Genomic DNA, 15,004 nt, shown 5'->3' with positions numbered 1-15,004 from the left:
TAAAAAGATAACCAGTGCCATAATTGATAGGATAGTTCACCATGGACATCTTATTATGTTCAATGGAAGCAACTGGAGAGTAGAAAATTCATTATCGTTATTGAAGTGATCAGTGGTGACTTTTTAAATTGCAACACCGCTGACATTTAATGTTGCAAAACACATGATTATAAGGTATAATGTATTATTACAATTAAATATTGATAGAGGTTGCATTTAATATTAGTAGTTTAGTGGAGACGGTTGGTCTGTGAAACTAGATGAGAGGATTTTTTGCCGAAGGGTATTTTTTAACAGAAAAATACTACTGGGGGTATAATGAATAATTATATCACTGTCATTGAATTTTTCAATGGAGCGCTATCTGAAGGTATTTTATTCAGATAAGTTTCCAATAACTTAAAAGGTAAAAGCCGACAGATAAAAATCTGTCGGCTTTTTTGTTTTAAATTTTTATTAAGTTTAGGAGGGATGATTATGAGGTTTGAAAAATATCATGGACTGGGAAATGATTTTATCATTGTAGGTAAAGGAGAGATAGGGGCAGATTTGAAATATTCTGAACTGGCTAAAAAGATTTGCGACAGGAAGATTGGTATTGGTGCTGATGGATTAATTGTTGTTTCTAAAGATGAAAACAATAATAATGAAATGATCTTTTATAATGCTGATGGAAGTTTTGATACTATGTGTGGAAATGGATTTAGATGTTTTTGTCTTTATTTAAAAAATCATAATTTAATAACTAAAGATGATTTAGTAGTTAGAACAGGGGCAGGACTTTTAAAAGCAAAAATTATAAACTGTGACCCCTTTATGGTAAAGGTTAATATGGGGAGAGAAAACTATCATCATGAGTCCATTAAATTTAATTTTCAAAGGGAGTTATTCAATGAAAAGATAAAGGTTGAGGACAAAGAATTTTATATCAGTTCTTTATTTATGGGAACTACTCATACTGTGATTTTTGTAGAGGATATTTCCAATGAATTTGTAGATAAATACGGTCCCATTATAAATGATTTAGATTTTTTTCCAATAGATACCAGTGTTAATTTTTGTAAGATAGAGGAAGGTAAATTAAGGATAAAAACATGGGAAAGGGGAGTCGGACGGACATTGGCGTGTGGAACAGGAAGTTGTGCAGCAGCAATTGTAGCTGAAAGATTGAATCTTATGGGAAATAATGTGGTGGTTCAGCATTTATTGGGAGAGTTGGAGATTGAATTGGGAGAAGATGTATATATGATAGGAACTGGAGTTAAGATAGCTTCTGGTGATTTTGAAAATTAAGAATAAAAAAAGTTTAGATTAATAAAAAATAGTAATTTACCCTATTAGAGGTAAATTACTATTTTTTCATATAAGTTCAACTCGATACAGATAAAAATATATCTATATTATAATAGATATAGAAAATTGATAAAATTCCGTTAAAATCTGGATTTTAAAATCAGCTATAATACTGGAGAAAAATCACTAATAGGTTATGGAAAACTATTACAGGTTACACCCTTTGTAAAGGGAGATAGATTTGGTTTTATTCCTAATGAAGAGTATGAACAGATCTGTGATATCTTGGATAAAAAATTATTGATAAAAATTAGATCTGTTTTTTGATAAAATTTCAAAGAGTTTATCTCTGGCGGCGCGGCGCTAGATATAAATCTTCAAAGATATTTTGGTTATTTAGGACTACCTGTGGCGCAGGGATCGGGTTGTCGAAAGTGGGACCAGTTGTCAGTGTGGATAGCTTAGAGGACTTTGCTATTTATTGGAATGGGTGAAGGATCAACCATTTGGTGATTGCACACTTTCAGAGGGATTAGAAATAGAGGGAAAGGTCTCAAGGGGGAGCTACTTTTAAAGGATAGCTGCGTCATGAAAGAATATTGGGATCATAAGGGTGAAACTTACACAGGAACCATGAAAATACGAAGACATATGGTGAATAGAAGTGAAAATGAAAAATTCCATAAATTTTTAGAGGAAGTGGGCGAAAAGAAAAAACTATAAAAAAAGGAAAACAAAACTAAATATGTAATATTTAAATATCAAGAATAAATCTATTGAGGTGTTTTTATGAAAAAAGAGTTTTTAGAAATATTGATGAAAAAAGACTATTTCCCGTGTAAATTAGATAAAAAAGATGGCGAACTTCTAAAAAAAATATTTAAAAAAGATATAAAATTTGAAATGGAGTCTCTAAATAGAAAAAAAGTTAACGATTTGGAATTTAGGTATACTTATGAGGAGGAGGGAATAAAATATATCCTTTTAGAGGAGTATACTTTCAAAGAGGGAGAAACATTTTTATCTTTGGAAAATTCCATAGGGGTCGATTATTATTTTAACAAAATATAGCCTTATCCTGCTGATGCTTCTATATTGTGGGATATGTTTTGCTAGCGACCCTCGACCTTATCTAGAGGGCAGAATAATAAAAAATGAAGAAGATAATTCCACTCTGGCTAGGATAGAGAGAAAGGTAGGGATACCGACAGAGTTTTACAGGAGACTGGAGGTTGAAACCGGGGAAGAGCCTTATATAAGTATAGGAATCAATACAAAGATAACCCCTTATTATGCAAAAATAAGATATTTATTAGATCCGGGAAATGAATATTCACTCTATTATTTATTTTCAGGAGGAGTTAATTTAGCTGAAGGAGAGGAAATAAATTTTGATAAATTTTTGGATAATCTTGAACAGAGTATAAATTATGGGATAGGTATTGGTATTACTATTAAAAATGTTGAGTTTGAGATATTGTATGGAAAATATAATTACCAAATTCTTGGAGCGCCTCAGGAAGAGGAAGAAAATTTATATAGTTCCGCAAAACTAACATTTAACTGTAAATATAGATTTTGAGCATCTAGGTTTCTTTTTTTATAGACTTTTTATTGATGCTATTATTGGGGTGCTTACCAAAACTGAAAAAGGCAAAGAGAAATCAAAATTAATGATGGGAATAGGTTTGATATTCTTTGGAATGGAGCTTATGAAAAATGGCTTTGAGCCCCTTAGAGCTATGCTGAGAGAAATGTAAAAGTGTATTCTAGATTAAAAGAAAATGATTTGGTTATCAATAAACATAAAAAAATCTGCTAAAATTACTAATTATTATAGGGAAGCAAGAAGAGGTCATTTAGACAGAATGGGCAGGGATCAGAAACAAAAACCTATGTTGAGTACGGGACATATGGATATATTAAATCACTATAGACGGTTAAGCGATCATATGTAAACGGTGGTAGAGATAATGAATATATAAATAAAAAAGAGATTTCTAAATTTATGGAGATCTCATTTTTAATATTATTCAGAATTCGAAATTCGGAAAATAAAAAAACGGAAAGCAAACACTTTCGAAATAAAATTAGTTTTATTTCGATTAATATGTTATACTACGATGTTAATTTAAATAAAAGGTGGACTCAAATTGTGTTGATTTTAGATCGAATGAATACCCACGTATGGAATAAATTGTTTGTGAAAACATTATATATAGCATAAAATTTGATCCTGCCTTAATAAAACATAAGGATGTGAAAAATGGAAAAAATGGTAGAATTTAAAAAATTAGGATTGTCAGACAAAACATTAGTAGCTTTAGAAAAAAAAGGATTTGAGAAACCAAGTCCAATACAAGCACTTACTATCCCAGCTCTTCTTAATGGAGATAAAGATATTATAGGTCAAGCACAAACAGGAACTGGTAAAACTGCAGCTTTCTCATTACCTATTTTAGAAAAAATGGATGAGAACAAAAAAGGTGTGAAGGCAATAGTATTAACTCCTACAAGAGAGTTAGCTATACAAGTAGCAGAAGAGATCAACTCTTTAAAAGGTGAAAGAAGATTAACTGTACTTCCAGTATATGGTGGTCAAGCAATGGATCAGCAAATCAGAGCTCTTAGAAGAGGAGTAGATATCGTAGTTGGAACTCCAGGAAGAGTACAAGACCATATCAGAAGAAAAACTTTAGTAATAGATAACTTAGACTTCTTTATCTTAGATGAAGCAGATGAAATGTTAAACATGGGATTCGTAGAAGATATCGAGACTATATTAGCATCAACTAATGCTGATAAGAAAATGTTATTTTTCTCAGCGACTATGCCTAATGAAATTTTAAAAGTAGCTAAGAAATATATGGGTGACTTTGATGTGATGAGAGTTAAAACTACAGAGCTTACAACTAACCTTACTGAGCAAATTTATTTTGAAGTAAGAGATGGAGATAAATTTGAAGCTCTTTGTAGAGTAGCAGATGTAGAAACAGATTTCTATGCAATTGTATTCTGTAGAACTAAAAATGATGTAGATGGTGTAGTAAGCAAACTTATTGAAAGAGGATATGAAGCTGAAGGAATCCATGGAGATATATCACAGGCTCAAAGAGAAAGAACTCTTAGAAAATTTAAAACAAAAAATATAAGTATTTTAGTAGCTACAGACGTAGCAGCAAGAGGAATAGATGTAAATGACCTTACTCATGTAATCAACTACTCTATACCACAAGAACCTGAGGCATATGTACATAGAATCGGTAGAACTGGTAGAGCAGGTAAAAAAGGTGTGGCTATAACTTTCGTAACTCCTAGAGAAATGGGTAAATTAAGCAGAATCAAAAGAGTAGCTAATGCAGAGATCAAAAAATCAACTATCCCTGAAATAGAAGAAGTTTTAAAAGCTAAAAAAGAAAGTTTATATGCTTGTATAGGAGAGATAATTGTAGAAAAGGATTTCTCAGTATACTCTGAAATGGCAACTGAATTAACTGTAGAAGGTAATCCTCTAGATGTAATTGCAGCATTATTAAGACATGTATATGATGATGAATTTGATAAGGAAACTTATAGAAAAATCAGAAACAATATGGGATCAAATGACAGAAGAGATAGAAATGATAGAGGAGATAGAAACGATAGAGGAGATAGAAGAGATAGAGGAGATAGAGGAGATAGAGGAGATAGAGCCGGAAGACAAACTTTAGATAACCAAACTAGATTATTTATCGGAATGGGTAAAAAAGATAATTTGGATGCTAAAAAATTATTAGAGATTGTTAATAAGGAAGCTAAAGTTCCAGGAAGAAAAATCAAAGATATCAAAATTATGAATGAATTTTCATTTATGACAGTTCCGTTTTCTGAAGCAGAGGATATTATCCATGCATTAAACGCTACTAGAAAAGGTGGAAGACCATTAGTAGAAAAAGCTAAGAACTAATATTTTTTTAAGGGAAGGGATTTGTACCTTCCCTTTTTTAATGTTTTATTTTCTAAGGATATAGTATATAATATAAGGAGTATCATTTATAAAATTAAGAGGGAGTTGAGAAAAATAAAAAGGATAAAAATATTTATATTTAGTATAGTGACAATACTTTTTTTGGGAATGAGTACATATTATTATGAAATTCATATGAAAAAAATAGATATAAAAAAAAATGTTGAATTTAAAAGAAGAGAAAGTGTAGGAGAGCTTTTAGATAAAGTAGGAATAGAACAAAATATTTTTTTAAAGATATATTTTAAAGTATCTGGGATATCTAGTGAAATAAAGGCTGGGTATTATAAGTTAGAAAGTGAATATACAATATCAGAGTTTTTTAAAATCTTAAAAGAAGGACGTTCTGAGATGATCAGAGTGACTATTCCAGAAGGGTTTACAGTGGACCAAATAAAAAAACTCCTAATATCTAAGAGAATGATCACAGGATCAGAATTCCAAAATGTTTTAAAGGGTAGTAAATTTCCATATCCTACTCCTAACAATAATTTTGAAGGTTATTTTTTTCCTGAAACATATTATTTTGCCATAGGATCAGAGTCTAAGGTAATAATAGATACCATGTTAGGAGAGTTTTTAAAGAAGTTTCCAGTAGAATATTATGGTAAGACAGAAAAAGATAAGCAAAAATTTTATAAAAAATTAATCTTAGCCTCAATTATAGAGAGGGAAGCTGTATTGGATACAGAAAAGCCTTTCATTGCGTCGGTATTTTATAACCGGCTAAAGAAAGGGATGAGATTAGAATCTGATGCTACGATAAATTATATATTTGGATACGAAAAAAAAAGGATCTACTATAAGGATCTGAAGATAGAATCTCCATATAATACATATCGAAATTATGGCCTGCCCCCGGCACCCATCGGGAATCCAGGAAGTTTGGCTATAGAAGCCAGTTTAAACCCGGCAAGAACAGATTATTATTTTTTTGTAGCAACCTATGATGGAACAAACAGTCATCATTTTACAAAGACATATAAAGAACATCTGAACTACCAGAACCAAAATAAGAATAAACCAAAATAAAAAAGAGGTAAATAAATATGGAAAATATAACACTTTTAGGAATAAACAGTAAGTTTGTACATACAAATTTAGCTATCAGATATATAAAAAAAATGATAGAACAGGTGGAAGAATATAGTCTTACCATGGTGGAAAGCAGCATCAATAATCAACTGCCAAATATTATCAGGGAAGTAATAGAATCAAAGCCGGAGATATTGCTCGTATCTACATATATTTGGAATAAAGAATTTGTATTTAAAATAATAGTGGAGTTAAAGAAGATAAATCCTAATCTGAAGATATACCTAGGCGGACCAGAAGTATCGTATAACGCTACAGAGATAATGGAAACTTATAGTGAGGTAGATGGAATAATAGAAGGAGAAGGAGAAAAAATAATAACTAACCTCTTACAAAGAGAAGAAAAAGATGTTTTGGGGCTTTATTATAGAGATGAAAAAAATAAAGATGAGATAAAGTTTAACGGACATGAAGCACCTATAGAAAATTTAGATATAATACCATTTCCTTATGAAAATTTGGAATTAATGGAGAATAAAGGCAAGATATTTTACTATGAATCCACTAGAGGTTGTCCATTCAGGTGTTCATACTGTATGTCTTCTATAGAAAAAAGTGTGAGAAGTTTCAGCCTGCCCAGGGTAAAAAAAGATCTTATGACATTTTTAGATGCAGGAGTGAACTTAGTAAAATTTGTAGATAGAACTTTTAATTTAAAGAAAGATCACTATATGGGAATATGGGAATTTTTAATAGAGAATTATAGACCAAATACTACGTTTCATTTTGAGATAAGTGCAGATTTATTTGATGATGAGGTAATAAGTTTTTTAACTACAGTACCGAAAGGTCTATTTCAATTTGAGATAGGGGTGCAGACGATCAATAACCGTACTATGAAGTTGATTAGACGTAAGAATAATTTAGAAAAGTTATCGAAAAATGTACTGGCTATAAAGGATAATATCCATCTGCATCTTGACCTTATAGCAGGCTTGCCCAAGGAAGATTTTGAGACCTTTAAGAGTTCATTTAACTATGTTTATGGTCTAAAACCTGAGATGATTCAATTGGGATTTTTGAAGATTTTGAGGGGTACGGAGATATCTGAACAAATCAGGGAATTTGACTATAAATATATGGAATTTCCACCCTATGAAGTTGTATCTAACGATGATATTGCCTATGAAGAACTCTTAAAATTGAAGGATATAGAGGAAGTTTTAGATTTTTATTATAATTCAGGGGACTTTATAAAGAGTGTGGATTATCTGATAAATAATTTTTATAGTTCACCATTTGAATTCTATTTGGATATATCTGATTTCTATGAGAATAAGGGGCACTTTAAGGTATCCCATAAAAAATTAGCTATCTTTAACTTTTTGGTAGATTTTTATAACGAGAAGAAGTTTGGAGAAGATGACAGAGAGGGAAAAATAAGGTTTATAGAATATATAAAATTTGATTATGTTAACCTAGGAAAACCAGGGAAATACCCAGAGTGGTTTAAATCTTCTAAAGATAGAGGCCTTTACCATGAACTGGTGGAAAAACTGGTGGAGGAATTAAAATTTAAAAATAACAGACAGGGATTTAAAAATACAGAGATGGAGGAGTTTGATATAGACATCTTCACAGGTGAAAGAAAAAAAACAAGATTATTATTTATATATGAAGGAAAAGAAACTAAAATACAGGAGTGTTAGGATGAAATTACTTTATATATTTTTATTTGTTGGTCTGACAATTTATGGTGAAGAGTATATACAGGATGATCTAATAGTAGGAATTAATCGTTTTAAAAGGAAAAAAATATATATAAGTTCAGAGAACGGAAGTGCTATTATAGAGATAAAATCAGGTGAATATTATACCCATGAATTAGAACCTGGAAAGATTGAGACTATATCAAACGTTGGGGACAAGATAAAATTTAAAGATAAAGAATCTCCTAAGATCTATCTACACAAAGGAACACCTGAAACAATTATAAAGATCAGTCTGGATGGCAAAAATTTTAGTAGATATAGAGGAGACTTTGAATTTATTCCCTACAAAAACAGTGTATTACCGTTAAATAGTGTCCAATCAGAGGATTATATATATTCTGTAGTTCCATCGGAGATAGGACATTATTTTCCCGAGGAAGCTATAAAAGCTCAGAGTTTAGCTGCTAGATCGTATCTATATTATGGATTAAAATATTCGAGATATGATAAATTTGACCTATTTGATAATGTGAATTCTCAGATGTATCTTGGAATGGACAGGGAAAACAAGAAGATAAATTTATCTATTGATACTACTCGTGGGAAGATGGTATTATATAGTGGTGAACCAATAAATGCTCTTTACTATTCTACTAGTGGGGGGATAACAGCTAATAATGAAGATGTCTGGGGAGGGAATTCCATCCCATATCTCCGATCGATCAATGACAGAGGAAATGAAACTAAGTCACCTAGATTAAAGTGGGAAGTGAAAATTTCTAAAAATGAAATTTCTAAAAAATTTGGATTCAGAGTAGAGGGGATCAAAGTTGTGGAGGTTAAAAGTAATAGAGTTAGTAGAGTTAAGGTATACGGAGGTAGAAACAAAACTATAACAGGGGACAAATTTAGGAGTATAGTTGGCTATGGGAAGGTATATAGTACGCAATTTAGGGTGAAATCTAGCGGAAACTACTTTGTGTTCTATGGAAAGGGATCAGGACATGGAGTTGGGATGAGTCAATATGGTGCTTATGGTCTGTCTAAAAAAGGAAAAACCTATGAGGAAATACTCAAACACTATTATAAGGGTATAGAGATAAAAGAGTATAAAAGGCAAAATTAATTGACTCAAAAAAGGAAGTGTGTTGTGGATTTAAAAAAAATTGAAAGGTTAAATAAAGAGAAGAAACTAATAGAATACGGAGATAAGATAATTATAGCTATGTCCGGGGGACCAGATTCAGTGTTTTTATACAATCTCCTAAAAAAAATAAAAGATGAGATGGATCTTAAGGTATATTTTGCCCATATAAATCATGGTCTAAGAGGAAAAGATAGCGATGGGGATGAAAAATTTGTTATAGAATTAGGAGAATCAGAGAAGGTACCAACCTATACAAAAAAAGTTGATATCAAAGAGTACGCTAAACTTCATGGTTTATCTGAAGAAGAAGCCGGGAGGGAAGTAAGGTATGGTTTTTTTAGGGAGCTAAAGGATAGATTAGGAGCCACAAAGGTAGCTCTAGCTCACAATGAAGATGATTTGGTAGAGACTTTTATGTTTCGTCTTATCCGTGGGACATCTTTTAAGGGTTTAGAGGGAATTCCAGTAATGAGGGAATTTTTTATACGACCTGTTTTAAATTATAGAAAAGAGGATATCTTAAAACATTTAGATGAAAATAAAATATGCTATTGCATCGATAAGACAAATTTCGAAAACATTTATACTAGAAATAAGATTAGGTTAGATTTAATTCCATCTATAGAAAAAGAATATAATGTTAATTTTAAAGAAAAAATAATAAATTTAATTTCAGATATAGGGGAATTTAATGGTATTATTAATAGTAGCTTGAAAAAATACACAAAAAATGATATTTTAGATGTAAGGGAATTAAAAAAAGAGGAAAATTTTATTCAACGGACCATTATTTCGGAATACCTGCAAAAATTTGATATATCTGTAAATAGAAATAAAATACTTGAAGTACAAAAGCTTATCTATGCTGATGGTAGCAAGGAAATATATGGGAATTATAGATACCGTATCAAAAAAAAATATGATATTTTAGAGATAGTAGAAGTGGGAAAAATAAAACTTAATAATCAATTAATTGAAAAATTAAATGTTCCTGGAAGTGTTCTTTGGAATAACTATAAGATCAGCGCTCAACTGATTAATGAGGATGAAAAATTCAAAGAAGGAAAAAATGAATTTTATTGTAAACTAAGAAAGGATGATATTTTAACAGTCCGTTCAAGAAAAAATGGGGATAAATTTTACCCTGTTGGTATGAGTGGAAGAAAGAAATTAAAAGATTTATTTATCAACTCCAAGGTTCCAAAGGAGGAGAGGGATTTTATTCCAATTATTACTAATTTGGATGAAATTCTATGGGTAGGAGGGATTAGGGGAGACAGGCGTTTTGAAGATTTAAAAAAGAATACTGCAAAACTGAAAATTGAAAAAATTGAGGGGGTAGACTTCGGTGGAAAATAACAACAACAATGATTTAAAAAAAGAAAAGAAAGATGATTTAAAAGATGAAAAAAAGAAGGAAAATGTAGGGGAGAAGGACACGGAGTACAATGAATTAGAGGAAAGAAAGAGTGAGCTTAAAGAAAGATTGAAATATGGCATGAGAAAAAAGAAAAAAAAGAAAGCTAATAATGAAAATGGTAGGAAGGGCTCTAAAAAAGATCCTAAAAAGAAATTTAGCTTTAAGACAGTGATAATGCTGTTATTCGTTGTCACAATAATTATGTCACTACCATCAATGATGAATAGTGCTAAAACGAAAGATCAAAAAATAATTAGCTATACAGAATTTTTAAAAAAAGCTAACAATGGAGAATTTAAGGTAGTTCAAGAAAAAGAAGGTTATGTAATCGGGAAAAAACGATTGGAAGATACAGAAGCTTTTAGAGCTAGAATGATATCAAATAGAGTTTCCCAAGATTCTAACTTGATGAAAGCTTTTACTCAGACAAGTGTTGAGATAAAATCTGAAGATCCAGCTAAGACACCACTTATCGTTCAAATACTTATTTCATGGTTCCCAATGTTACTACTTGTTGGAATATGGATATTCATGATGAATAAGATGAAAGGTGGAGGGAATAGCGGTCCTAATGTCTTTAATATGGGGAAATCAAAAGCCAAAGATAATGGAGAAAAAATCTCCAATGTTAAATTTGATGACGTAGCAGGTATTGAGGAAGCTAAACAGGAATTGATAGAGATTGTAGATTTCTTGAAAGAACCTGAAAAATACAAAAAAATAGGAGCTAGTATACCTAAAGGTGTCCTATTATTAGGAGCACCAGGAACTGGTAAAACTCTATTAGCAAGAGCAGTAGCAGGAGAGGCATCAGTGCCATTCTTCACTATATCTGGTTCTGAATTTGTAGAGATGTTTGTAGGAGTAGGAGCATCTAGAGTAAGAGATCTATTTAGTAAAGCTAGAAAGGCAGCACCTTGTATCGTATTTATAGATGAGATAGATGCAGTGGGTAGAAAGAGGGGATCTGGTCAAGGCGGAGGAAACGATGAGAGGGAACAAACTTTAAACCAACTTCTAGTAGAGATGGATGGATTTAGTAGTGAAGAAACTATAATAGTAATCGCTGCAACCAACAGACCGGAGATCCTAGATAAAGCTCTTACGAGACCGGGAAGATTCGACAGACAAGTTGTAGTAGATAAACCTGATATCAAGGGAAGAGAAGCTATATTACATGTACATATTAAAGGGAAAAAATTAGGAAAGGATGTAGATCTACATACACTAGCTAAAAAGACTCCTGGATTTGTAGGAGCAGACCTTGCGAACTTATTAAATGAAGCGGCTATATTAGCGGCTAGACAGCATAGAGATATTATTCTGATGGAAGATTTAGAGGAAGCATCTGAAAAAGTATCTATTGGTCCTGCTAGAAAATCAAGGGTGACAGTGGAAAAGGAAAAACGTATAATTGCATATCATGAAGTGGGACATGCAATGATTCAAACTTTCTATAAAGACACATTAGATCCTGTTCACAAAGTAACCATAGTACCACGTGGAATGGCAGCTCTTGGTTATACCATGAGTTTACCAACAGAAGATAGATATCTAAGAAGTAAAAAAGAATATCTGGCTGATATCAGAGGACTGTTAGGTGGAAGAGCATCTGAAGAAGTAGTCTTTGGAGATATTACGACTGGAGCTAGTAATGATATTGAAAGAGCTACAGCGATTGTCCATGCTATGATAACTAAATTAGGGATGTCTGATAGATTTGGACCAGTATTATTGGATGGTACCAAAGAGGGAGATATGTTCCCAAATAAATTCTACGGAGAAGAAACAGCAAAAGCTATAGACGAAGAGATCAGAAAGGTGATCAATGATGCCTATGATGAGGTAAAAACTACCCTTAGAGATAATTATGATCTTTTAGATAAGATCGCTAAATCCTTATTGGAGAGAGAGACAATAACAGGAGTAGAACTTAATATTCTTATGGATGGAGGAGAATTAGAGCCATTAAAACCATTAGAAGATCTAGTAGCTAAGGGAATAGATGAACTAAAAGAAGAATTAACTAAAAAGGAATCAGAAAAGGAAAAGACAACTTTCGATTCAGATGATTCCCCTTTAGAAGTTGAAGAAACAGAGAGTGAAGCTAAGAATGAAAGTGAAGGAGAAGAAAAGAAAATAGATACAAATACAGAAGAAAAATAATATAAAAGGGTTACCTTAAAAAAGGTAGCCCTTTTTCTAAAAAAACAGGAGGAAAAAGATGAAGGAGAAAAGTTATGAAATTTCTAAGGTAGCTATAAAGATGGTACTTACAACTAGGGAAGAGGAAAAAAAATTAAAGGAAGAATATAAAAAAAATGGGATATTAATAGCAGCAGTAAATATTGGAGGGAAGATGCCAGATATGACCATTAAAATAGTGGAAAATTCCATAGTAGCTGCAATAAAAAATGGATTGGTGGATGATAATAGGAGCCATAATGGGATCATAATAGGGGCTGTAAGAGATGCTTTAAACCAAGTTAGTAGTAAAACTAATGGTTTTAATGTAGGAGGGAAGATTTCACTTGTAAGGGTAGAGGAGGATATTTCTGTGGCAGTATTATTAAATATTGGAATATTACATCTAAATGAAGTAGCCATTGCTACCGCACATAGAATAATAAATTGATAGGTCAAGGATTACGATATATGATTTCATAATTTGTGTATTCTACTGTAGCACATAAGAGGGGGAGATCATGAGGTTTAAAATAGTTATTTTTTTATTTGGACTGGTCTTTTTGACAGGATTTTCAGAGGAAATTAGGAATCAAAACTTAAAAATATTAGAACAGAAGATATCGGGTAAGGAAATGGAGTTAGAGGAATTAAAAGACCTGCAGAGGGAACTGTTAGAAAGAAAAGAAAGCATGGAAACAATTCCTAAGATGGTCTGGTCCTCAGTGGAGGAGGAGCCAAGGGAGCTGCCCATATAGGTGTAATAAAGATGTTAGAAGAATACAATATCCCCATAGACTATATAACTGGAACAAGTTTTGGAAGTATTGTAGGAGCTCTTTATTCAGCTGGTTATACTGCTGCTGAAATGGAAGAAATTATTCTCAATATTGACTGGGATTCATTTAAAAACGATAAGCAAGCCAGGAAGTACACCTCTATAGTTGATAAGATTGAACGAGAAAAGTATTTTATAAATTTAGAAATAGATGAAAACTAGAAATTAAAATTTTCAAAGGGTGTATTGACTGGAGAAGCGTTTTATTTGGAGTTGAAATCTCTTCTCATGAGAGTGGAGAGGATAGATAATTTTGATGATCTAGAAATTCCATTTAGAGCTATCGCTACCAATATTAATATTGGAGAGAGCCAGGCTATGGGAGAAGGAGATTTAGCTAAGGCAGTCTTTATGAGTATGGCTATTCCAACAATTTTTGAACCTGTAGAAGATAACGGTGAGTTTTATATAGACGGTGGATTAGTGAATAATTTACCTGTACAAGAGGTTTTAAATATGGGAGCCGATATTGTCATTGCAGTAGATATAAGTGCTGATGAAACTATAATTAAAGATAATTCTAATTTAGCTCAAATAATGGATAAAATATCAACTTATAGGAGTGGAGAAGAGTTTAAAAAAGCTACAGAGCTGGCCGATATATTGATAGTACCAGATGTAAAAAAAATTCGGTAGCAGATTTTTCAAATTTAGAAACTCTCATAGAAAAAGGAGAGAAAGAGGCGAAAAAACATGAAATAGAACTAATGAAATTGAGCAGTGAGGAAGGCAAAAATAAACATAAATTAAAGAATAGAAACGATAAAAAAATAGAGTTTGAAATAGATGAGGTAGTGCTTGTAGGGAATAAGAGTTTAATTTTAGATAAAGTGGTGGGGATCTCAGGAGAAGGAATTCCAGGGGATTATACTCAAGAAGAATTTAATTTATGGATGGATAAGATAAGTGCGCTATCTGTCATCAATAGATTTTTCTATAGAATAGAAGATAAAAAATTAACCATAGAAATCCAAGAAACTGAGACTAGACGTTTGAGGATGGGGATGAATTATAGCACTGATTTTGGGGCTGCCATAAGGATAGGAACGGAGGTCTCTAGTTATGGATTAACTGAGAATGACTATACGGTAATGGGAGAAATATCTAAATATCCCAAGTTAGAATTTAGAGGAGTTGCCGAGTATAACCGTAAAGAAATTCAATATTTAAGTTCTATAGGTATCGGTGCTGAAACTAGTCCTTTATATATATATGATGAGGCGGATAAAATTAGTGATTATACCAATGAGAGTGTCTATATAGATGGGATATTAGGGACAAGCCGTATTCAATTCATATTTCTTAGCGGCTAAGATTGAATATAGAATGTCTGAAAATGAAGATGATTTAGGTTCTAAAGAATTTGAAC

The 15,004-nt window shown here is 31.9% G+C and carries 15 protein-coding genes and 1 riboswitch; all 15 genes read left to right on the top strand.

From position 1 onward, the window contains the following. Positions 1-196: 196 nt before the first annotated feature. Positions 197-371: riboswitch (Lysine riboswitch) on the top strand. 106 nt (positions 372-477) lie between these two features. Next, complete coding sequence (dapF, locus tag V5784_RS10805) at positions 478-1,293, top strand: diaminopimelate epimerase (RefSeq protein WP_336889022.1); 816 nt, start codon at positions 478-480, stop codon at positions 1,291-1,293. A gap of 588 nt (positions 1,294-1,881) precedes the next feature. Then, positions 1,882-2,016: a hypothetical protein gene (locus tag V5784_RS10800; protein WP_336889021.1), complete on the top strand. Its 135-nt coding sequence runs from the start codon at positions 1,882-1,884 to the stop codon at positions 2,014-2,016. Positions 2,017-2,082: 66 nt separating this feature from the next. Continuing rightward, on the top strand, positions 2,083-2,364 hold the full coding sequence (locus tag V5784_RS10795) for a hypothetical protein (RefSeq protein ID WP_336889020.1): 282 nt from the start codon (positions 2,083-2,085) through the stop codon (positions 2,362-2,364). 13 nt (positions 2,365-2,377) lie between these two features. Beyond that, positions 2,378-2,875 (top strand): hypothetical protein, encoded by a 498-nt coding sequence (locus V5784_RS10790; RefSeq protein ID WP_336889019.1) that lies wholly within the window; start codon positions 2,378-2,380, stop codon positions 2,873-2,875. 684 nt (positions 2,876-3,559) lie between these two features. After that, positions 3,560-5,239: a DEAD/DEAH box helicase gene (locus V5784_RS10785; protein WP_336889018.1), complete on the top strand. Its 1,680-nt coding sequence runs from the start codon at positions 3,560-3,562 to the stop codon at positions 5,237-5,239. A gap of 105 nt (positions 5,240-5,344) precedes the next feature. After that, a complete protein-coding gene (gene mltG, locus V5784_RS10780; RefSeq protein ID WP_336889017.1) occupies positions 5,345-6,331 on the top strand; it encodes an endolytic transglycosylase MltG in 987 nt (328 codons plus the stop codon). 17 nt (positions 6,332-6,348) lie between these two features. Next, the gene (locus V5784_RS10775; protein ID WP_336889016.1) at positions 6,349-8,043 is read left to right on the top strand and encodes a DUF4080 domain-containing protein; all 1,695 of its coding nucleotides are present in this window, start codon (positions 6,349-6,351) and stop codon (positions 8,041-8,043) included. Between the two features lies 1 nt (position 8,044). Beyond that, complete coding sequence (locus V5784_RS10770; RefSeq protein ID WP_336889015.1) at positions 8,045-9,172, top strand: SpoIID/LytB domain-containing protein; 1,128 nt, start codon at positions 8,045-8,047, stop codon at positions 9,170-9,172. 24 nt (positions 9,173-9,196) lie between these two features. After that, positions 9,197-10,552: a tRNA lysidine(34) synthetase TilS gene (tilS, locus tag V5784_RS10765; protein WP_336889014.1), complete on the top strand. Its 1,356-nt coding sequence runs from the start codon at positions 9,197-9,199 to the stop codon at positions 10,550-10,552. Then, a complete protein-coding gene (gene ftsH, locus V5784_RS10760) occupies positions 10,542-12,779 on the top strand; it encodes an ATP-dependent zinc metalloprotease FtsH (RefSeq protein ID WP_336889013.1) in 2,238 nt (745 codons plus the stop codon). Before tilS ends, ftsH begins: the two co-directional genes overlap by 11 nt. Before the next feature lie 58 nt (positions 12,780-12,837). Then, a complete protein-coding gene (locus tag V5784_RS10755; protein WP_336889012.1) occupies positions 12,838-13,248 on the top strand; it encodes a HutP family protein in 411 nt (136 codons plus the stop codon). A gap of 70 nt (positions 13,249-13,318) precedes the next feature. Further along, a complete protein-coding gene (locus V5784_RS10750; protein ID WP_336889011.1) occupies positions 13,319-13,555 on the top strand; it encodes a hypothetical protein in 237 nt (78 codons plus the stop codon). Between the two features lie 11 nt (positions 13,556-13,566). Continuing rightward, positions 13,567-13,797 (top strand): patatin-like phospholipase family protein, encoded by a 231-nt coding sequence (locus V5784_RS10745; protein ID WP_336889010.1) that lies wholly within the window; start codon positions 13,567-13,569, stop codon positions 13,795-13,797. Positions 13,798-13,842: 45 nt separating this feature from the next. Beyond that, entirely contained in the window at positions 13,843-14,271 is a 429-nt protein-coding gene (locus tag V5784_RS10740; RefSeq protein ID WP_336889009.1) for a patatin-like phospholipase family protein, read from the top strand. 71 nt (positions 14,272-14,342) lie between these two features. Further along, complete coding sequence (locus V5784_RS10735; RefSeq protein WP_336889008.1) at positions 14,343-14,948, top strand: hypothetical protein; 606 nt, start codon at positions 14,343-14,345, stop codon at positions 14,946-14,948. Positions 14,949-15,004 lie beyond the last annotated feature (56 nt).

This window comes from Psychrilyobacter sp., from assembly GCF_037132775.1.
Lineage (GTDB): Bacteria > Fusobacteriota > Fusobacteriia > Fusobacteriales > Fusobacteriaceae > Psychrilyobacter.
Note: the sequence above shows the minus strand (reverse complement) of the source record. Positions and strands in the feature narration are given on the sequence as shown.

Coding starts and splice junctions, on each gene's coding strand:
- V5784_RS10755 (WP_336889012.1), top strand. CDS start 12,838: ATGAAGGAGAAAAGTTATGAAATTTCTAAGGTAGCTATAAAGATGGTA.
- V5784_RS10790 (WP_336889019.1), top strand. CDS start 2,378: ATGCTTCTATATTGTGGGATATGTTTTGCTAGCGACCCTCGACCTTAT.
- V5784_RS10750 (WP_336889011.1), top strand. CDS start 13,319: ATGAGGTTTAAAATAGTTATTTTTTTATTTGGACTGGTCTTTTTGACA.
- V5784_RS10785 (WP_336889018.1), top strand. CDS start 3,560: ATGGAAAAAATGGTAGAATTTAAAAAATTAGGATTGTCAGACAAAACA.
- V5784_RS10770 (WP_336889015.1), top strand. CDS start 8,045: ATGAAATTACTTTATATATTTTTATTTGTTGGTCTGACAATTTATGGT.
- V5784_RS10800 (WP_336889021.1), top strand. CDS start 1,882: ATGAAAGAATATTGGGATCATAAGGGTGAAACTTACACAGGAACCATG.
- V5784_RS10735 (WP_336889008.1), top strand. CDS start 14,343: ATGAAATTGAGCAGTGAGGAAGGCAAAAATAAACATAAATTAAAGAAT.
- V5784_RS10795 (WP_336889020.1), top strand. CDS start 2,083: ATGAAAAAAGAGTTTTTAGAAATATTGATGAAAAAAGACTATTTCCCG.
- dapF (WP_336889022.1), top strand. CDS start 478: ATGAGGTTTGAAAAATATCATGGACTGGGAAATGATTTTATCATTGTA.
- V5784_RS10745 (WP_336889010.1), top strand. CDS start 13,567: ATGTTAGAAGAATACAATATCCCCATAGACTATATAACTGGAACAAGT.
- V5784_RS10775 (WP_336889016.1), top strand. CDS start 6,349: ATGGAAAATATAACACTTTTAGGAATAAACAGTAAGTTTGTACATACA.